A 19,802-nucleotide genomic window follows, 5' to 3' on the forward strand; every position below is an offset into this window, starting at 1 on the left:
TAATCGCTATTTCTTCTTGGGGTCGGCAACGACCGTGGTGACGCCGCGCAGCCGCAGCGCATAACCCTCGTTGTGCCGCAAGTCGGCACCCTCGACCGCTGCGACCGTGCGTCCGTACTGGCTCGCCACCGGGGTCACGGTCTTCAGAAAACGCTGCGTGCGGGCAGCGACCTCGTCGCCCTGCCCGCGTCCCAATTCGATGACGGCGCCCGAATCGAGCACCGCCCGCCAGCTGCCGCGGCTCGACAGGCTCAACTCTTCGATCGACAGGTCGTAGGGCTGGAACAGCGGCGCCAGCACCCTGTACATCCCCAGCACCTGCCCCGCCTGTTCGGCCGGCCCGTCGAGGCGCGGCAGGCGGTCGTCCACCTCCGCCACATTGGCCTCGAAGACTTCGCCGAAGCCGTTGATGAGCTTCGAGCCCGCTTCGTCGCCCCAGTGCGCAACCGGCACATGCTCGGTCAGCGTGGCGCGCAGCTTGTTCGGGAACTCGCGGCGCACGACCGCCTTGCGCACCCAGGGCACCGACTCGAAGGCAGTGCGTGCACGCGCTAGGTCGACCGTGAAGAAATTGCCCGCCAGCTGCGGCGCGACGTTGGCACGCAACGTGACCACGTTGTTGTGCGTGACCTCGCCGTCGACCTTGATGCCGGCGAGCGGAAAGAACGGTTGGCGCAGCACCCACCATGCGCCCGCCGCCAGCAGCGTGCACGCGAACAGCGCGAACACCAGCGTCGCGGTCACGTTCATCAGCTTGACGTCGAAGGGCACGGGGATGCTGTCGCTCACGGGCTGGCCTCTTTCGGTTCCGAGCCGGAGTCCAGCGTCGCGGTGGCGAGCACGCGCAGGCACAGCTCCTCGTAGCCGATGCCAGCGGCGCGCGCCGACATGGGCACCAGCGAGTGCGAGGTCATGCCCGGGGAGGTGTTCATCTCCAGCAGGAAAGGCTTGCGGTCGCTGGCGCGGATCATCAGGTCGGCGCGGCCCCAGCCGCGGCAGCCGAGCTGGTGGTAGGCGGCCAGCGAGATGCGGCGGATCTCATGCTCCTCGTCGGCCGGGAGACCGCTCGGGCAGTGGTACTTGACATCGTCGGTGAAGTACTTGTTCTGGTAGTCGTACGCGCCTTCGGGTGCGGCGATGCGCACCACCGGCAGCGCGACGGCGTCCAGGCCGCTGCCCAGCACCGCGCAGGTGACTTCCTCGCCCTCGATGAACTCCTCGCAGAGCACATCGGCGTCGTAGCGGACGGCCAGCGAGACGGCGTCCTGCATCTGGGAGTAGCCGACCACCTTGGTCACGCCGATGGACGAGCCCTCGCGCGGCGGCTTCACGATCAGCGGCAGGCCCAGCACGTCGGGGACGGCGTTGATGTGCTCGCGGCTTTGCTGGTCGAAGGCCAGTCGCACGTAGCGCGGCGTCGGCAGGCCGTCGGCGTGCCAGATGCGCTTGGTCATGACCTTGTCCATTGCCACGCTCGACGCCATCACGCCGGAGCCGGTGTACGGAATGCCGAGCAGTTCGAGCGCACCCTGCACCGTGCCATCTTCGCCATGGCGGCCGTGCAGCACGACGAAGCAGCGTGCGAAGCCCTCGCGCTTGAGATCGCTCAGCTCGCGCTCCGCCGGGTCGAAGGCATGCGCATCGACGCCGCGCGAGCGCAGCGCCTCGAGCACGCCCGTGCCGGACATGATGGATATCTCGCGCTCGGCCGAGCTGCCGCCAAACAGGACGGCGACCTTGCCGAAGCCCTTGGGATCCACGAGGCTCACAGCGCCCTCCCTTCGCGCGTCAGGCGCTCTGATTTCGGGGGCACCTCGCCACCCAGTTCAACCACTTTCGCGGGCACGGCGCCGATCGAGCCCGCGCCCATGCAGATCACGACATCGCCGGCGCGCGCGTTGTCCAGGATCGCCCGCGGCATTGCGGCGACCTCGTCGACGAACACGGGCTCGACCTTGCCCGCCACCCGCAGCGCGCGCGCCAGCGAGCGGCCGTCCGCCGCCACGATGGGCGCTTCGCCGGCCGCGTAGACCTCGCCCAGCAGCACTGCATCGGCCTGCCCGATGACCTTCACGAAGTCCTCGAAGCAATCCCGCGTGCGCGTGAAGCGGTGCGGCTGGAAGGCCAGCATCAGGCGCCGGCCCGGGAAAGCCCCGCGCGCGGCGGCGATGGTGGCCGCCATCTCGACCGGGTGATGGCCGTAGTCGTCGATCAGCGTGAAGCTGCCCGCGTCGTGCGACGGGACCTCGCCATAGCGCTGGAAGCGCCGGCCCACGCCCTTGAAGTCGGCGAGGCCGCGCTGCACTGCTTCGTCGGGCACGCCAAGCTCGACCGCCACCGCAATCACCGACAGCGCATTGCGCACGTTGTGCTCGCCCGGCAGGTTCAGCACGATGTCCAGGTCCGGCAGCGTCACGCCGTTGCGGCGCTGCGCGGTGAAGTGCATTTGCGAACCCACGGCGCGCACATTGACCGCACGCACCTGGGCGTCCTCGCCGAAGCCGTAGCTCGTCACGGGGCACGACACCTCCGTCACGATCTCGCGCACGGCGGGATCGTCGGTGCACAGGATCGCGACGCCGTAGAAGGGCATGCGATGCAGGAAATCGACGAAGGCCTTCTTGAGCTTCGCGAAATCGTGCCCGTAGGTCTCCATGTGGTCAGCGTCGATGTTCGTGACCACTGCCATCACAGGCAGCAGGTTCAGGAACGAGGCGTCCGACTCGTCGGCCTCGACCACGATGTAGTCGCCGCTGCCGAGCTGCGCATTGGCGCCCGCGCTGTTGAGGCGCCCGCCGATCACGAAGGTCGGATCGAGCCCGGCGGCCGCGAGCACGCTCGCGACCAGGCTCGTCGTCGTGGTCTTGCCGTGCGTGCCGGCAATCGCGATCCCCTGCTTGAGGCGCATCAGCTCCGCCAGCATCAATGCGCGCGGCACCACGGGGATGCGCTTCTCGCGCGCCGCGACCACTTCGGGGTTGTCGGACTGCACCGCGGTCGAGGTGACGACCGCGTCCGCGCCGGCGATGTTCGCCGCGTCGTGGCCCACGCAGGTCGTGATACCGAGACCGGCGAGGCGGCGCAGCGTTGCGCTGTCGGCAAGGTCCGAGCCCGAGATCTTGTAGCCGAGGTTGAGCAGCACTTCGGCAATGCCGCTCATGCCCGAGCCGCCGACGCCGACGAAATGGATGTGACGGATCGCGTGCTTCATGAGCGGCCTCCGTTGGCGAGTTCCTCGCAGGCGCGGACGACCAGGTCGACCGCTTCGGTTTTCTGCATCGTCTTGGCCTTCGAGGCCCGTTCCATGAGCGCAGGGCGCCCGGTTTTCTGTAGCAAGTCGGCCAACAATTCAGGTGTGAGTTCAGTCTGTTGAACGAGCCAGCCGCCGCCCGCGTCGACAAGGAAGCGGGCGTTGGTCGTCTGGTGATCGTCCACAGCGGAGGGGAAAGGCACGAACAGCGCTGCTGCGCCGACGGCCGCGATTTCGGTGACGGTGCTCGCGCCGGCGCGAGCGACGATCAGGTCGGCTTCGGCGTATGCGCGGGCGGTGTCTTCAATGAAAGGCGTCAGTTCGCCTTCGACGCCTGCGGCCTCGTAGTTGGCCCGGAGTTCGTCGATCTGCTTGGCGCCGCTCTGGTGCGTGACACGGGGGCGTTGTGCCGGCGCGATCAGGGCCAGCGCCTTCGGCACCACGGCATTGAGCGCCTTCGCACCGAGGCTGCCGCCCACCACGAGCAATTGCAGCGGGCCGGTGCGATTCGCAAAGCGTGTCGCCGGATCGGGCTGCGAAGTGAACGCGGCGCGCAACGGATTGCCGACCCACTGCCCTTTCTTGAGCACGTTGGGGAATGCGGTGAAGACCCGGTCGGCCACACCCGCGAGCACCTTGTTGACGAGGCCCGCCACCGAGTTCTGCTCGTGCAGCACCAGCGGCTTGCCGAGCAGCACGCTCATCATGCCGCCCGGAAAGGTGATGTAGCCCCCGAGCCCGACGACGACGTCGGGCCGCACGCGGCGCACGACGCCGATGCTCTGCCAGAAGGCGCGCAGCAGGCGCATGGGCAGCAGCGCCAGCGTGACCGGCCCCTTGCCGCGCACGCCGCCGAACTGCACCGGCTCGAAGGCGAAGCCGCGCGGCGGCACGAGCTGCTGCTCCATGCTGCCGGGCGCGCCGAGCCAGTGCACGCGCCAGCCGCGCTCGCGCAGGGCCTCGGCCACGGCGAGGCCCGGGAAGATATGCCCCCCGGTGCCGCCGGCCATGACGAGTGCGGTCCGGGTCATACGCGGCCTCCGCGCATGAGAACCCGGTTCTCGTAGTCGATGCGCAGCACCACGGCCAACGCGATCACGTTCATCAGGATGGCGGAGCCGCCGAAGCTCATCAGCGGCAGCGTCAGGCCCTTGGTCGGCAACGCGCCCAGGTTCACGCCCATGTTGATGAAAGTCTGGAAGCCGATCCAGATGCCGACGCCCTGCGCGACCAGGCCGGAGAACACGCGGTCGAGCGCGATCGCCTGGCGGCCGATGTGCATGACGCGCCGCGTGAGCCAAAGGAACAGGCCGATGGCGAGCAGCACGCCGATCAGGCCGAATTCCTCGCCGATCACGGCGAGCAGGAAGTCGGTGTGCGCTTCGGGCAGCCAGTGCAGCTTTTCGACGCTGCCGCCGAGGCCGACGCCGAAGATCTCCCCACGTCCGATGGCGATCAGCGAATGCGAGAGCTGGTAGCCCTTGCCGAGCGCGTGCTCCTCGCTCCAGGGGTCGAGGTACGCAAAGATCCGCTCGCGTCGCCATGGGCTCGTCGCCACGATGGTGCCGAAGGCAACGACCACCAGCGTGGCGATCACGAAGAACATGCGGGCGTTGACGCCGCCCAGGAAGAGGATGCCCATCGCGATGACCGCGATCACCATGAAGGCACCCATGTCGGGCTCGGCCATCACCAGCATGCCGACCACCACGACCGCGACGCCCATCGGCAGCACGGCGCGGAAGAAGCGCTCCTTGATCTCCATCTTGCGCACCATGTAGCTGGCGGCATAGAAGATCATCGCGAGCTTGGCCAGCTCGGAGGGCTGGAAGCGCATGAAGCCCAGCGGCAGCCAGCGGCGAGCGCCGTTGACGTTGATGCCGATGTGCGGAATGAGCACCGCCACCAGCAGCAGCAGCGAAGCCACGAAGAGCCAGGGTGCGATGCGCTCCCAGGTTTTCATCGGGACCTGGAAGGTCAGCAGGCCCGCCACGAAGGCGATCACAAGCGAAGCCGCGTGCCGTGTGAGGAAGAAGGTCGGGCTGTAGCCGGCGCGCGCGAAGCGCGGGTTGTCGGGCAGCGCGATGGATGCGGAATACACCATCACCAGCCCCCACGCCAGCAGCGCCACCGTGACCCAGACCAGCGCCTGGTCGAAGCCGAGCACGCGCACGGGCGCCGCCTTGGTCTGCGTCATGCCTGCGTTGCCGAGGCGCACCGGCAGGTGCATGGGCAGTGCGTCGATGCCGCTCTTGGCGCGGCTGAACCAGCCGCTGAAGCGGCCGGACTTGTTCGGGGTTGCGGCTGCAGACGCGGTCATGCGGCCTCCCCCATGTCGTCGCCGCGCGGCGCATCGACGAGCGCGTCGACGGCCTCGCAGAAGACTGCGGCGCGATGGGCGTAGTCCTTGAACATGTCGAAGCTCGCGCAGGCCGGCGACAGCAGCACGGCGTCGCCGGGATGCGCGCGGCCGGCGGCCATGGTCACGGCTTCGGGCAAGGACGCAGCGGACTGCATCGAGATGCCGGTAGACGCGAGCGCGGCCTCGATCAGCGGCGCATCGCGACCGATGAGCACGACGGCGCGGGCGTACTGGCGAACCGGCGCAGCCAACGGCGCGAAGTCCTGGCCCTTGCCCTCGCCGCCCAGGATCACGACGACCCTGCGTTCCTCGCCAAGACCGATCAGCGCCGCGACCGTCGCGCCGACGTTGGTGCCCTTGCTGTCGTCGAAGTACTCGACTTCCTCCACGATCGCCACCGGCTCGACGCGGTGCGGCTCGCCGCGGTACTCACGCAGCCCATAGAGCATCGGTGCCAGTTGGCATCCCGCCGCGGCGGCGAGCGCCAGCGCCGCCAGCGCATTGAGCGCGTTGTGCCGGCCGCGGATGCGCAAGGCATCGGCGGGCATCAGGCGCTGGAAGAAGATCTCTTCCTCTTCGACGGCCGCGCCGCGCTTGCGCTTCTGCGTCTCGTCGGCTTCCAGCGCGCGGACGAGCCAGGCCATGCCGTTGAGGCGTTCGATGCCGTAGTCGCCGGGGCGCTTCGGCATGTCCGCGCCGAAGGTGATGACGGTACGTGCCACCTGGCCCTTGGGCAGCTTGACCGACGCGGGCCGCATGGCCATGACCGCTTCGTCGTCGCGATTGAGCACCATCGTGCCCTTCTTGCCGAAGACGCGGGCCTTGGCCGCCGCATAGGCAGCCATGTCGCCGTGCCAGTCGAGGTGGTCCTGCGACAGGTTCAGCACCGTGGCCGCCGTGGGCTCGAAGCCTTCGACGCGGTCGAGCTGGAAGCTGGACAACTCCAGCACCCAGACGTCCGGCAGTGTCTCGGCGTCCATGCGGGCCGACAGCGTGTCGAGCAAGGTCGGGCCGATGTTGCCGGCGACCGCAACCGTCTTGCCGGCGCGCTCCACCAACTGGCCCGTGAGCGAGGTGACCGTGGTCTTGCCATTGGTGCCGGTGATCGCCAGGACCGCCGGGGTGTAGCCCTTGGGCTCCGGCGGTGGGACGACGACTTCGGGGACCGGGGCGAAGGAGTCGTCGTCATCGTCAGGGGGTGTGACGGGCTCGAAGGCTTCGGGAGTCTCGTCGGCAACCTCGACAGAGGTAGCCGATGATTCCGTCGGCAATGCCTCGGCCGGTTCCGGCGCCGGTGGCTCCGCAGCTGCCTCGACCGCATTCGCGGCGTCGACGGGTTCGACGGGTTCGGCGATCTCAGCCGTCTCCGCGACCTCGACGATGCTCAAGTCCGCCAGCGCGCGTGCAAACAGATCCAGTTCGCCACCCACCGGCAGGCCCACCGCCTTGGCCGCATCGACCACCGCAGCCGTCGATTCCGGAGACAGGCCCGGCGAGCGGTACACGGCACGGATCGGCGTACCTTCCACCAGCGCCGCCGAGAACGGTCCACCGACGAACACTGCGTCGGGCAACTCGTCGCGCAGCGTCGCCAATTGAGGCGGCGCTTCGCGCGTGTCGGCCACCGTGACCTTCGCGCCATGGCGCGCGCACCAGCGCGCCATCGCCAGCCCGGACGCACCGAGGCCCAGGATGAGAACGTGGAGGTCTTTGAGATGCCGCATCGTCTTAACGCAGCTTCAAGGTGGAAAGGCCCACGAGGCACAGCAGCATCGTGATGATCCAGAAGCGCACGACGACCTGCGTCTCGCGCCAGCCGCTCTTCTCGAAGTGGTGGTGCAGCGGTGCCATCTTGAGCACGCGCCGCCCTTCGCCGAAGCGCTTCTTGGTGTATTTGAAGTAGGTGACCTGTGCCATCACCGAGATCGCCTCGACCACGAAGATGCCGCCCATCACGAAGAACACGATCTCCTGCCGCACGATGACAGCGATGGTGCCGAGTGCGCCGCCGAGCGCGAGCGCGCCCACGTCGCCCATGAACACCTGGGCCGGATGCGTGTTGAACCACAGGAACGCGAGGCCCGCGCCGGCCATGGCCGAGCAGAACACCAGCAGTTCGCCCGAACCCGGAATGTGGGGGAAGAGCAGGTAGCGCGAATACACCGCGCTGCCCGTGACGTACGCGAACACGCCGAGGGCGGAGCCGACCATCACGACCGGCATGATCGCCAGGCCGTCCAGCCCGTCGGTAAGGTTCACCGCATTGCTCGCGCCGACGATCACCAGGTAGGTCAGGATCACGAAGCCGATGCCGCCGAGCGGGTAGCTCACTTCCTTGAAGAAAGGCACCAGCAGGTTGATCTTGGGCGGGAAGTCCAGGTCGAAGCCCGAGCGCATCCAGGTGAAGAAGAGTTCGAGCACGCGCCAGTTGGAGCTCTCGGAAATGCTGAAGAGCAGGTAGAAGCCCGCCACCAGGCCCACCACCGACTGCCAGAAATACTTCTCGCGCGAGCGCATGCCTTCGGGGTCCTTGCGGACCACCTTGCGCCAGTCATCGACCCAGCCGATCGCGCCGAAGCCCAGCGTGACCCACAGCACGATCCACACGAAGCGGTTCGACAGGTCGAACCACAGCAGCGTCGAGAAGGCGATCGAGAACAGCACGAGCACGCCGCCCATGGTGGGCGTGCCGCTCTTGGTCAGGTGGGTCTCCATGCCGTAGCTGCGCACCTGCTGGCCGATCTTGAGCGCGGTGAGGCGGCGGATCACATAGGGCCCGGCCGCCAGACCGAGCAGCAGCGCGGTCAGCGACGCCATCAGCGCGCGGAAGGTGAGGTATTGAAAGACGCGCAGGAAACCGAACTCCGGCGAGACCGTCTGCAGCCATTGGGCGAGGGTCATCAGCATGATGTGAATGGGCGCGGCTCATGCGGCATGACCGGCCCCCTTGTCTTGTTGTTGTGATGCAGCGGCAACGGCCTGGACCACACGCTCCATCTGCATGAAGCGCGATCCCTTGACCAGCACGCTCGCGGTGCCCGGCAATTGCGCGAGCACGGCCGCATTGAGGGCATCGATCTCGTCGAAGTGGCGGGCATCGGCGTTGATCGCGCCTGCGAAGGCAGCAATGCTGTGCACCGATTCCTTGCCGAGCGCGAAGACGGTCTCGATGCCGCGCTCGCGCGCCCAGGCGCCGACCTCGGCATGGAACTGCGGCCCCTGGTCGCCGACCTCGCCCATGTCGCCGAGCACCAGCACGCGCGGGCCGGGCAGGCTGGCGAGCACGTCGATGGCGGCGCGCATGGAATCCGGGTTCGCGTTGTAGGTGTCGTCGACCAGCGTGATCGTGCGACCGCCGGCAAAGCGGAGCTCGCTGGCCTTCGAGCGCCCCTTGACCGGCTCGAACGCGGCCAGCCCCTCGGCGATCTTGTCGAGCGATACGCCGCTCGCCAGCGAACAGGCGATCGCCGCCAGCGCATTGACCACGTTGTGGCGGCCGGCGATGCGCAGCGTGCTGCGCACCTCGCCCAGGGGCGTGCGCGCCTCGAACTGCCACGCGCCGTGCTGCCAGTCCGCCGTCACCAGCGCGATATCGGCATCGGGGTCGTCGCCGAAGGTCAGGCAGCGGCGGGTCGCGCCTTCGTGCGCGATCTCGTTCCACAGCGGCGTGAATTCGTCGCCGTAGGGGAACACGGCCGTCGCATCGGTCGGCAGCGCGGAGAAGACGGAGGCGTTCTCGCGCGCCACGGCCTCGACCGTGGCCATGAATTCCTGGTGCTCGCGCTGCGCGTTGTTGACCAGCGCGATGGTGGGCCGCGCGATCGCCGCCAGCCGGGCGATTTCGCCCGGGTGGTTCATGCCCAGCTCGACCACGGAACGCTGGTGCCGTGCACGCAGGCGCAGCAAGGTCAGCGGCACGCCGATCTCATTGTTGAAGTTGCCGGCCGTCGCGAGCGCACCCTCGCCGCAGGCCGTGCGCAAGATCGACGCGATCATCTGCGTCACGGTCGTCTTGCCGTTGCTGCCGGTGACGGCGATCAAGGGCAGTTCGAACTGGGAGCGCCAGCCGGAAGCCAGCGCGCCGAGCGCGACCAGGGTGTCCGGCACTTCGAGCCCGGCGAGGCCGGCGGCTTCGAGTCCGCGATGGGCGATAGCCGCCACCGCGCCGCGCGAGCGCGCATCGGCCAGGAAGTCGTTCGCGTCGAAACGCTCGCCCTTGAGCGCGACGAAAAGATCGCCTGACGCGAGGGTGCGCGTGTCGGTGTGCACACGGAAGATCGGCGTCGCGGCGTCACCGACGAGGCGCGCGCCGGGGATCCACGCCTGGGCCTGGCCGAGCGTCATCATGGGCACGGATGCGATGGCATCGGTCATGCTGCGCTCCTCCGTGTCAGTGCATCGATGGCATGCGCGCGGTCCGAGAAAGCGATGCGTTCGCCCGCGATTTCCTGCCAGGCCTCGTGGCCGCGCCCGGCCAGCAACACCACGTCTTCGGGACGGGCCTGGGCCAGCGTGTCGGCGATCGCCTTTGCGCGGTCGGGCTCGACCTGGGCGGCCTCGGGCCGTGCCAGGCCCAGCAGGATCTGGCTGATGATCGCCGCGGGCTTCTCGCTGCGCGGGTTGTCGCTGGTGACGACCACGCGGTCGGCCTGGGCCTCCGCCACCGCGGCCATCATGGGGCGCTTGGCGTTGTCGCGATCGCCCCCGCAGCCGAACATGCACCACAGTTCGCCGCCACGCTGCTGCGCCAATGGCCGCAGGCCGGCGAGCGCCTTGTCCAATGCGTCCGGGGTGTGGGCGTAGTCGACGACGGCCAGCGGATGGCCGGGCACGCTCAGGCGCTCCATGCGGCCCGGCACGCTGTCGAGCCCCGCGCACGCCTGCACCGCGTCTTCTAGCGACAGGCCGAGCGCGCGCAGGGTGCCGAGCACGCCCAGCAGGTTCGCGACGTTGTACTGGCCGATCAGTTGCGTCTTCAGGTGCTGGGTCGTGGCGCCCTGCTCCACGACCGAGAAATGGAGGCCTTGCGCGTCGTAGCCGATGTCCTCGGCCCGGAGCCGTGCCGGGGCGCCTTCGGCCGACACGGTCCAGATGTCGAGCGCGCCGACGCCGGTCTCGACGAGATTGCCCACGAGCGAGGCACCATGCACGTCGTCGATGTTGACGACGGCCGCGCGCAGACCCGGCCACCGGAAGAGCTCGGCCTTGGCTTGCCAATAGGCATCCATGCTGCCGTGATAGTCCAGGTGGTCCTGCGTGAAATTGGTGAACACCGCGACAGCGATGCGGGTGCCATCGAGCCGGCGCTCCACGATGCCGATCGACGAGGCTTCGATGGCGCAGGCACGGAAGCGGCGGTCCGCGAAGCCGCGCAGTTCGCGCTGCAACAGCACGGGATCGGGCGTGGTCAGGCCGGTGTAGGTGAGTTCAGGCGGTACGCCGACACCCAGCGTACCCACGACGGCGCAGGGCGTATCGACCGAATGCGCCGCCGCCGACGACAGGGCCTGTGCCAGCCACCATGCGGTGGAAGTCTTGCCGTTGGTGCCGGTGACGGCGAGCACGTCGAGTTGCGCCGACGGCATGTCGTAATAGGCCGCTGCGATCGGTCCCGTCGCAGCCTTCAGGCCGGGGTACGCGGCAATCGCCTCGCCCTCGAAACCGAATGCCGCACTGCCCTCTTCCTCGACCAGGCAAGCCACGGCGCCTTGCGCCAGCGCGGACGCCACGTAGCGCCGGCCGTCCGTCGCGGCGCCGGGCCACGCGATGAATCCGTCGCCCGCACCGACGGCGCGGCTGTCGGCATGCAGCACCCCGCGCACGCGGGACCGGAGCCAGCGTGCGGCTTCGTCGGGGCTGCGAAGCGTCGTCGTCATCAGAAGCTCTCTTCCACGCCCTTGGTCACGACCAGGGGTTTCACCGCCAGATCGGGCGGTACGTTCATCATGCGCAGCGTCTGTTGCACGACCTCGCTGAACACAGGCGCGGCCACGATGCCGCCGAAATACGAGCCGTTGCTCGGCTCGTCGATCATGACCGCCACGATGATGCGCGGCTTCTCGATCGGTGCCATGCCCGTGAACCAAGAGCGGTATTGCTTGCTGGCGTAGCCCCTGCCGACCTGCTTGTGCGCCGTGCCGGACTTGCCGCCCACCGAGTAGCCGATGGTCTGCGCGAGCGGACCCGTGCCGCCCGGGCCGGCCGCCATCTGCAGCATCTTGCGCACAGCCAGCGCGTTCTGGGCGGAAAAGACCTTCACGCCCACCGCCGGCTCGCTGCTCTTGAGGATGGTTGCCGCAATGACGTCGCCGTCGTGCGCGAAGGCCGTGTACGAATGCGCCATCTGGAACAGCGATGCCGACAGGCCGTAGCCGTAGGCCATGGTCGCCTGCTCGACCGGCTTCCACGACTTCCACGGACGCAGGCGGCCCGTGACCGCCCCCGGAAACTGGATCTGGGGCTTCTGGCCGTAGCCCAGCGCCGTGTAGGTGTCCCACATCTCGTGCGGCGTCATCTTCTGGGCGATCTTCAGCGCGCCGATGTTGCTCGACTTCTGGATCACCCCTTCGACCGTCAGCGAACCGTAGTTGTGGGTGTCGCTGATGGTGAAGCCGCCCAGGCTGTAGCGGCCCGGCGAGGTATCGATCACGGTCTGCGGCTTGATGCGGCCGGCCTCGAGCGCGATGCCGACGGTGATCGGCTTCATCGTCGAGCCGGGCTCGAAGACGTCGGTCATCGCACGGTTGCGAAGCTGCTCGCCCGTGAGGTTCTGGCGCTTGTCGGGAACGTAGCTCGGATAGTTGGCCAGCGCCAGCACCTCGCCGGTGATGGCGTCGAGCACCACCACGCTGCCGGCCTTGGCCTTGTGCATCGTCACGGCGTCGCGCAGCTTCTGGTAGGCGAAGAACTGCACCTTGCTGTCCACGCTGAGCTGGATGTCCTTGCCATCGACCGGCGGCACCTGCTCGCCGACGCCCTCGACGACGCGGCCCAGCCGGTCCTTGATCACGCGGCGCGAACCGGCCTTGCCCGCCAGATCCTTGTTGAACGCGAGCTCGATGCCCTCCTGGCCGTTGTCCTCGACATTGGTGAAGCCCACCACGTGCGCGGCGGCCTCGCCCTCCGGGTACTGGCGCTTGTATTCCTTGCGCTGGTAGATGCCCTTGATGTTGAGCGCGGCGATCTGCTTGGCGATGGGCTCATCGACCTGGCGCTTGATCCAGACAAAGGTCTTGTCCTCGTCTTCCAGCTTCTTGTCGAAATCCTTCTGCGGCATGCCCAGCAGCTTCGCGACCTGCTTCAGCTTGGTCTTGACCTCCGGGTCGTCGCGTTCGACGTCTTCCGGGATCGCCCAGATGCTCGGCGCGACGACGCTCGAGGCCAGCAAGAGCCCGTTGCGGTCGAGGATGCGGCCGCGATTGGCCGGCAGCTCCAGCGTGCGGGTGAAGCGCACCTCGCCCTGGCGCTGGAAGAAATCGTTGCCGATCACCTGCACATACGCCGCGCGGGCGGCCAGCACGCCGAAACCGAGCGCGATGCCGGCGACGATGAACTTGCTGCGCCAGACCGGGGTCTTGCTGGCGAGCAATGGGCTGGTCGTGTACTGGACGCTGCGGCTGCGGCGGGTCATCAGTGCGCCCCCCGTGTCGAAGCAGTGCGCGGTGCGGGCGCGGCCGGCGGCGGCGCGGCGACGGCCGGAATCACGGTGCCGTCCTGCCGCACGTACTGCGTGATGGCCGGCGTGGTCGTGCGCATCTTGAGCTGCTCCTTGGCCAGCTTCTCGACGCGCAGCGGCGTCGCCTGCGCGCGCTTCTCGACCTGCAGCCGATCCTGGTCGAGTTCGAGGCGACGCGCCTCCAGCTCGATGCGGTGCAGCTCGGTATAGAGCTGGCGCGACATGTACTGCGTATGGACGAGATAGATCGCCGAGCCCAGCACGGCGATCAGCAGGAGCAGGTTGAGGCGAGCCATGTCAGCCCTCCTCCGCCGTGCGCTCGGCCACGCGCAGGATCGCGCTGCGCGAGCGCGGGTTGCCATCCACCTCGGCCTGCGAGGGCTTGATGCGCCCCAGGGCACGCAGTTTCATCGCTTTCGGCGCGGCAAAAGGCGCGCGGCGGTCGTAGACCTCGCGCGAATGCTTCGCGATGAACTGCTTCACGATGCGATCTTCCAGCGAATGGAAGCTGATCACCGCGAGACGGCCTTGGGGTTGCAACACGGACAGACTCGCTTCTAGCGCCTGTTGCAGCTCTTCAAGCTCGGCGTTGATGAAAATCCGAAGAGCCTGAAATGTGCGCGTTGCAGGGTTCTGGCCCGGCTCGCGGGTTTTGACCGTGCCAGCCACGAGCTCGGCCAGCTCGGCGGTGGTTGAAACTGGGCCCCGTTCTTGTCGGCGAGCAACAATCGCCTTTGCAATCTGAACAGCAAACCGTTCTTCGCCATAGTCACGAATCACCTCCGCAATCTGCTGTGTTTCGGCCGTCGCCAGCCACTCGGCCACGCTCTCGCCGCGCGTGGTGTCCATGCGCATGTCGAGCGGGCCGTCGAAACGAAAAGAAAAACCCCGTGCGGGGTTGTCGATCTGGGGAGAGCTGACACCGAGGTCCATCAGGAGACCTGACACACTCGCTGGCGGCAATTCCCCCAGGTCCTTGAATCCCTGGTGGCGGATGGAAAAACGCGCATCCTCGATGCGCGTTGCTTCGGCCACCGCTTCCGCGTCCTTGTCGAACGCGATCAGCCGGCCGGACGGCCCCAGCCTCTCCAGGATCGCGCGGCTGTGGCCGCCGCGCCCGAAGGTCGCGTCCACGTAGGTGCCGGTGACGTCCGATCCTTCCGGAAAGAGGGCATCCACCGCTTCGTTCAACAAGACGGTCGTATGAATCCATGGCTGTTCCACGTCGGGCCTCAGAACGAAAAGTCCTGGAACACGTCAGGCATTTCGCCTTGCGTGGCTTCTGCTTCCTTGGCGTCGTAGGTGGCCTTGTCCCACAGCTCGAAATGGTTGCCCATTCCGAGCAGCAACGCGTCGCGGCTGATGCCGGCGGCGGTGCGCAGCTCAGGGGACACGAGCACGCGGCCGGTGCCGTCCATCTCGACGTCCATCGCGTTGCCGAGGAAGACGCGCTTCCACCACTGTGCAGACATGGGAAGTGCCGCGATGCGCTCGCGAAATTTCTCCCACTCGGGACGCGGGAACACCATCAGGCAGCCGTGGGGATGCTTGGTGATCGTGAGCTGGCCGGCCGCCGTCGCGCTCAGGACGTCACGATGCCGGGTCGGCACGGAGAGCCGACCTTTGGCATCGAGACTGAGCGATGAAGCGCCTTGAAACACGAACACGAGACCCCGGTGGTGGGAGGCGTCGCGAACCCGAATGAGGCATCGCTCGACACTTTTTCCCACTTAACTGCACTTTTTTGCACTGTAGCAGGAAACGTCTACTGCGCAACGGTGTGCTGCGGGAATTTTTTGTAATGGAATCAACGACTTAGCGGTGTTTTTGCAACCACCAAAAACCGAATCCCGTTGCAAATGAAGCACTTAGCTCACGCAATGAATGTGATGCGTGAACCACCGGTAAGCGAGGGCCTACATCAGAGGATGAATCTGGAAAGGTCTTCGTCGTGACTTAGTGCCGCCAGCCGCGCATCCACGTAGGCCGCATCGATGTGCACCGCCTGGCCGCCCAGCTTGGTCGCGTCGAAGCTCACTTCGTCGAGCAGACGCTCCATGACCGTCGACAAGCGGCGCGCGCCGATGTTCTCGGTGCGCTCGTTGACGTCGAAGGCGATGCTCGCGAGCCGCGTGATGCCGTCTGGCGTGAACTCCAGCGTCACACCCTCCGTGGCGAGCAGCGCCTGGTACTGCTTGACCAGCGATGCCTGCGTCTGCGTGAGGATGCTTTCGAAGTCGGCGACCGACAGCGACTGCAACTCGACACGGATCGGAAAGCGCCCCTGCAATTCGGGAATCAGGTCACTCGGCTTGCTCAGGTGGAATGCGCCACTCGCGATGAAGAGGATGTGATCGGTGCGGACCACGCCGTACTTCGTGCTCACGGCCGTGCCCTCGACCAGCGGGAGCAGGTCGCGCTGGACACCCTGGCGCGACACGTCGGCGCCCTGCGCCTCGCTGCGCGTGGCGACCTTGTCGATCTCGTCGATGAAGACGATGCCGTTCTGCTCGGCGTTGTGGATGGCCTGGCTGCGGATCTCGTCCTCGTTGACCAGCTTGGCGGCTTCCTCGTCGATCAGCAGGCGCATGGCCTCGGCGATCTTGAGCTTGCGCGTCTTGCGCTTGCCCTGCCCGAGCTGGCCGAACATGCCGCGCAGCTGCTCGGTCATTTCCTCCATGCCGGCCGGGCCCATGATCTCGAGCGGCGTGCGCGTGTCGGCGAGATCGATCTCGATCTCCTTGTCGTCGAGTTCGTGCTGGCGCAGCTTCTTGCGGAAGGCCTGCCGCGTGGCATTGCTGCTGTCGGTGGCCGAGCCATCGGCCGTGCGGGCCGGCGGCAGCAGCACGTCGAGGATGCGTTCCTCCGCGCCATCCTCGGCCCGCATGCGGACCTTGGCGCTTTCGGCCTCGCGCGTCTGCTTGACGGCGATCTCGGCCAGGTCGCGAACGATCGAATCGACGTCCTTGCCGACATAGCCCACCTCGGTGAACTTGGTCGCCTCGACCTTGATGAAAGGCGCGTCGGCCAGGCGCGCCAGCCGGCGAGCGATCTCGGTCTTGCCCACGCCGGTGGGGCCGATCATGAGGATGTTCTTGGGCGTGATCTCCGCACGCAGCTTTTCCTCGACCTGCTGGCGGCGCCAGCGGTTGCGCAGCGCGATGGCCACGGCGCGCTTGGCGTCCGGCTGGCCGACGATGTGGCGGTCGAGTTCGGAGACGATTTCCTGGGGGGTCATGGACATGGGTTCACTCGATCCGTCTCACAGGGTTTCAATGGTGTGATGCATGTTGGTGTAGATGCAGAGTTCGCCCGCGATTTCCAGCGCCTTCTTGACGATCTGGTCGGCCGGCATCTCCGTGTGGTCCACCAGCGCCTTGGCCGCAGCCTGCGCGTAGGCGCCACCGGAACCGATCGCGATGATCCCGTTCTCGGGCTCCAGCACGTCGCCGTTGCCGGTGATGATCAGCGACGTGGTGACGTCGGCAACCGCCAGCATGGCCTCGAGGCGGCGCAGGACGCGGTCGGTGCGCCAGTCCTTGGTGAGTTCGATGGCGGCGCGGGCCAGGTGCCCCTGATGCTTTTCGAGCTTGGCCTCGAAGCGCTCGAACAGCGTGAATGCGTCCGCCGTGGCGCCTGCAAAGCCGGCGAGCACCTTGCCGTGATAGAGGCGGCGCACCTTGCGCGCACTGCCCTTGATGACGATGTTGCCCAGCGTGACCTGGCCATCGCCGCCGATGGCCACCTGGTCGGCGCCCGCAGCGGTCTTGCGGCGCACACTGATGATGGTGGTTCCGTGAAATTGTTCCATAAAGCATTATCTGTTGCTCGCCCCCAGGCTTGCCCACTTCGTGTGGCCGCCTACCCCCGGCCGGGGGCAATACCGGCGGACCGGCCGAGCCGGTTCCGCGGTATTCCAGATGGGGATTTCGAGCGGCCGCGGGGGCGGCCACAGAAGTGGCCGCGTCTTGGCGCTAGTCTTTGACTTTGATGGCGGCGTGGTCGGCGATGCCGACCACGTTGAAGAAGGCGGCGATCAGGCGGTGGGCGTCGACGAACTGGAGGGCGTGGCCGCGCGCGTGGTGGGCGGTGACCCAGTTCAGGAGCGAGCCCCCTGCGGCGAAGTCGACGCGGACGAGGGCCGAGCACGAGATCGTTGGCGTCGTTTCGCCGGTCAGCTCTTCGTCGAGACGCTGCCAGGTCGACAGCGATTCGCCGATGAGATCACCCGCGAGCACGGCCTGGCCGGCGCCGGCGAAAGGAGCCGGCTCGGCTTCGTCGTGACCGGCCGCGAGCGAGAAGCCGGGGGCGGACGGCTTGGCCCGGGCGGGGGTATCGAGCGTGGCGAAGTCGCCCTTCGGGTCTTCCCAGGGCGGCGGCGACACCTCGTAGGTGATGCAGTAGTTGAGCGCCAGCAGTTCGAACTCATCGGCTCGATGCATCACTCGCAAGGCCGCCATGTGCAATTGCCACCAGACGGCGTCGACGCTGCGGTCGTTGGCCGGCGTGGCTTCGGCGAGCACCAGCAGCAACTGGTCCGCTGCGGCAAAGCGCAACTGGACGGTCGAATCCGCCCAATGCGTGAACAAGGCACGCAGCGGGCCAGCGGCATCACCCTCGATGGATTCAAGGGCGCTCCAGTCGAGCCTCCAGGAGGGGCCGGCGGCGCCGAGCGCGCGCGTCAGGCCCATCAACCCCTCGCGCGTGAGGCGCGGCGGGCTCGCCCAGTCGGCATCACCTGCGGCGACCGGTTCGACCGGCTTGACCTGGGCCGCGACCGACGCGCGGACCGAGTTCGCCAATGCACGGAACGACACCCATTCGGGCGCCACGCGCTTCATGCGCTGTGCATAGCGCGTGCTGGCGGCGACGAACTTCTCGGCGTCACCGGTCGCGCGGTAGAGGTCGAGCAAGGTGCGCCACGTGTCGTCCTGGTCATTCGTCGAGCTGTCCGGCGCGAGCGCCTGGAGCAGGATGGCTTCGGCACCGGCGTCATCGCCGTGGGCAAAGCGGATCGACGCTTCCTCGACGCAACCGTCGTGCGCGGGGACTTGAACCTGCAGGCCGGGGACGCCGCCCTGCGGCACGCCGGGCACGGTGTCGGCATAGGCGCGCGCGTGCTGCGCGGCCATGTGCGCGCCCTCGGCAGGAGCGCCCTCGGCGTCCTCCTCGCTGCGGGGGCCGCGCGCCTTCCACCATTGCTGCGACATCTGCTCTTCGATCTCGTCGATCTTCTTGAGCGTGAGCGCCCGCCCCTCGGTCTTGCCGGAGGTGCTGCTGACATTGAAGGAGGATGGGGTCGCTGCGGGACCACCCGCCGCCTCGCGTTGCCGCAGCTTGCGCAGCATGTCGAACTCACGGCGGCGCACGAAGTCGTTGCGCTGCCGCCGCTCGATCATCTCCTTGAGCATTTCACGGCTGTAGCCGTTCTCGAGGGTCGACGAGTCGTCGGCGTCGAGCTCGGACCAATCCTTCAGCGGATTGCGCACGAACTTCGCCACTTTGGACAGCAAGCGACCGGTTTCTTCCTTGGCCATGCTCAGTGTCTCCCTTGGGCCCGTGTTGTCGATGCCGGATTCAATCTCCGAACATCTTCTGTTTCAGCTCGCGGCGCTGCTGGGCTTCCAGCGACAGCGTGGCGGTCGGGCGGGCCAGCAGGCGGCCGACGCCGATGGGCTCGCCGGTTTCGTCGCAATAGCCGTAGTCGCCGGCATCGATGCGCTGGATCGACTGCTCGATCTTCTTCAGGAGCTTGCGTTCGCGGTCGCGCGTGCGCAGTTCGAGCGCGTGCTCTTCCTCGATGGTGGCGCGGTCGGCCGGATCGGGCACGACCACGGTGTCTTCACGCAGATGCTCGGTCGTCTCGCCGGCGTTCTCGAGGATGCCGCGCTTGAGTTCCTGCAGCTTCAGGCGGAAGAACGCCATCTGCTTTTCGTTCATGTACTCCGAATCCGGCATCGCGATCACTTCGGCGTCCGTGAGCTCTTCGGCCGATTTGGCCTTCCAGTTGTTGGCGAGCTTCGGATCTTTCTTGACCGCGACCGGCGGAGGTGGCACCAGCGCGTTCGACGTGATCTGCACGAAGCTTGATTTGGCCGCGGTGGAAGCCACCGATTGCGGCATGGACGGCACGGTCAACTGCGACAGCCGCGACACGCGCCCGCCGCGTGCGGGTGCAGGCGCGGTGGTGCTGGCGGTCGTGGGAGGTGTCGCCGTGGTGGAAGAAGAGGCGGCAGCCGTTTTTTTCATGGGAGTCGATGGTGCAGGTGGCGCGGCATGGGAACCGGCCGGTTTGGATGACGGGGCACTCGCAGTCACCGCCTTGGCCTTGCTTGGAGCAGGGGCCTTCGACGGCACAGCGGGCTTGACGGGCTTTGCAGCGGAAACCTTCTTTGCCGCGGGCACAGCCTGCTTGGCAACCGACGTCTTCTTGACGGCCGGTTTCGGCGCGGGCTTGGCTTTGGCGGCAGGCTTCTTCACAGTGACTGGCTCCTTCGACGAACTCGAACGCACAT

General features: G+C 67.4%; 17 protein-coding genes. All 17 read right to left on the reverse strand.

What is annotated here, in order from left to right:
* Positions 1-6: 6 nt before the first annotated feature.
* On the reverse strand, positions 7-789 hold the full coding sequence (locus QTH90_RS17065) for a cell division protein FtsQ/DivIB (RefSeq protein ID WP_286665755.1): 783 nt from the start codon (positions 787-789) through the stop codon (positions 7-9).
* Positions 786-1,769, reverse strand: a complete 984-nt coding sequence (locus tag QTH90_RS17070; protein WP_286665756.1) for a D-alanine--D-alanine ligase — start codon at positions 1,767-1,769, stop codon at positions 786-788. Before QTH90_RS17070 ends, QTH90_RS17065 begins: the two co-directional genes overlap by 4 nt.
* A complete protein-coding gene (gene murC / locus QTH90_RS17075) occupies positions 1,766-3,211 on the reverse strand; it encodes a UDP-N-acetylmuramate--L-alanine ligase (protein WP_286665757.1) in 1,446 nt (481 codons plus the stop codon). Before murC ends, QTH90_RS17070 begins: the two co-directional genes overlap by 4 nt.
* Positions 3,208-4,281, reverse strand: coding sequence for an undecaprenyldiphospho-muramoylpentapeptide beta-N-acetylglucosaminyltransferase (gene murG, locus QTH90_RS17080; RefSeq protein WP_286665758.1), 1,074 nt, complete (start codon positions 4,279-4,281; stop codon positions 3,208-3,210). The genes murC and murG overlap by 4 nt, the downstream gene beginning before the upstream one ends.
* Positions 4,278-5,570, reverse strand: coding sequence for a putative lipid II flippase FtsW (gene ftsW, locus QTH90_RS17085; protein ID WP_286665759.1), 1,293 nt, complete (start codon positions 5,568-5,570; stop codon positions 4,278-4,280). Before ftsW ends, murG begins: the two co-directional genes overlap by 4 nt.
* Positions 5,567-7,336 carry a UDP-N-acetylmuramoyl-L-alanine--D-glutamate ligase gene (murD, locus tag QTH90_RS17090; RefSeq protein WP_286665760.1) on the reverse strand — a complete coding sequence of 590 codons (1,770 nt, stop codon included), beginning with the start codon at positions 7,334-7,336 and terminating at the stop codon, positions 5,567-5,569. Before murD ends, ftsW begins: the two co-directional genes overlap by 4 nt.
* Positions 7,337-7,340: 4 nt before the next feature.
* Positions 7,341-8,519 carry a phospho-N-acetylmuramoyl-pentapeptide-transferase gene (gene mraY / locus QTH90_RS17095; RefSeq protein WP_286665761.1) on the reverse strand — a complete coding sequence of 393 codons (1,179 nt, stop codon included), beginning with the start codon at positions 8,517-8,519 and terminating at the stop codon, positions 7,341-7,343.
* Between the two features lie 18 nt (positions 8,520-8,537).
* Positions 8,538-9,986: a UDP-N-acetylmuramoyl-tripeptide--D-alanyl-D-alanine ligase gene (locus QTH90_RS17100; RefSeq protein WP_286665762.1), complete on the reverse strand. Its 1,449-nt coding sequence runs from the start codon at positions 9,984-9,986 to the stop codon at positions 8,538-8,540.
* A complete protein-coding gene (locus tag QTH90_RS17105) occupies positions 9,983-11,488 on the reverse strand; it encodes a UDP-N-acetylmuramoyl-L-alanyl-D-glutamate--2,6-diaminopimelate ligase (RefSeq protein ID WP_286665763.1) in 1,506 nt (501 codons plus the stop codon). Before QTH90_RS17105 ends, QTH90_RS17100 begins: the two co-directional genes overlap by 4 nt.
* Positions 11,488-13,242 carry a peptidoglycan D,D-transpeptidase FtsI family protein gene (locus QTH90_RS17110; RefSeq protein ID WP_286665764.1) on the reverse strand — a complete coding sequence of 585 codons (1,755 nt, stop codon included), beginning with the start codon at positions 13,240-13,242 and terminating at the stop codon, positions 11,488-11,490. The genes QTH90_RS17105 and QTH90_RS17110 overlap by 1 nt, the downstream gene beginning before the upstream one ends.
* Positions 13,242-13,583: a cell division protein FtsL gene (gene ftsL / locus QTH90_RS17115; protein ID WP_286665765.1), complete on the reverse strand. Its 342-nt coding sequence runs from the start codon at positions 13,581-13,583 to the stop codon at positions 13,242-13,244. Before ftsL ends, QTH90_RS17110 begins: the two co-directional genes overlap by 1 nt.
* A 1-nt stretch (position 13,584) precedes the next feature.
* Entirely contained in the window at positions 13,585-14,511 is a 927-nt protein-coding gene (gene rsmH, locus QTH90_RS17120) for a 16S rRNA (cytosine(1402)-N(4))-methyltransferase RsmH (protein ID WP_286665766.1), read from the reverse strand.
* Positions 14,512-14,519: 8 nt separating this feature from the next.
* Positions 14,520-14,948: a division/cell wall cluster transcriptional repressor MraZ gene (gene mraZ / locus QTH90_RS17125; RefSeq protein WP_286666278.1), complete on the reverse strand. Its 429-nt coding sequence runs from the start codon at positions 14,946-14,948 to the stop codon at positions 14,520-14,522.
* A gap of 260 nt (positions 14,949-15,208) precedes the next feature.
* Positions 15,209-16,531: an ATP-dependent protease ATPase subunit HslU gene (gene hslU / locus QTH90_RS17130; RefSeq protein ID WP_286665767.1), complete on the reverse strand. Its 1,323-nt coding sequence runs from the start codon at positions 16,529-16,531 to the stop codon at positions 15,209-15,211.
* Between the two features lie 18 nt (positions 16,532-16,549).
* On the reverse strand, positions 16,550-17,098 hold the full coding sequence (hslV, locus tag QTH90_RS17135) for an ATP-dependent protease subunit HslV (protein WP_286665768.1): 549 nt from the start codon (positions 17,096-17,098) through the stop codon (positions 16,550-16,552).
* Between the two features lie 163 nt (positions 17,099-17,261).
* Positions 17,262-18,824: an STAS domain-containing protein gene (locus tag QTH90_RS17140; protein ID WP_286665769.1), complete on the reverse strand. Its 1,563-nt coding sequence runs from the start codon at positions 18,822-18,824 to the stop codon at positions 17,262-17,264.
* 40 nt (positions 18,825-18,864) lie between these two features.
* Complete coding sequence (dksA, locus tag QTH90_RS17145) at positions 18,865-19,536, reverse strand: RNA polymerase-binding protein DksA (RefSeq protein ID WP_353506619.1); 672 nt, start codon at positions 19,534-19,536, stop codon at positions 18,865-18,867.
* Between the last annotated feature and the right edge of the window lie 266 nt (positions 19,537-19,802).

It is taken from the genome of Variovorax flavidus, assembly GCF_030317145.1.
Taxonomy (GTDB): Bacteria; Pseudomonadota; Gammaproteobacteria; order Burkholderiales; family Burkholderiaceae_C; genus Variovorax; species Variovorax flavidus.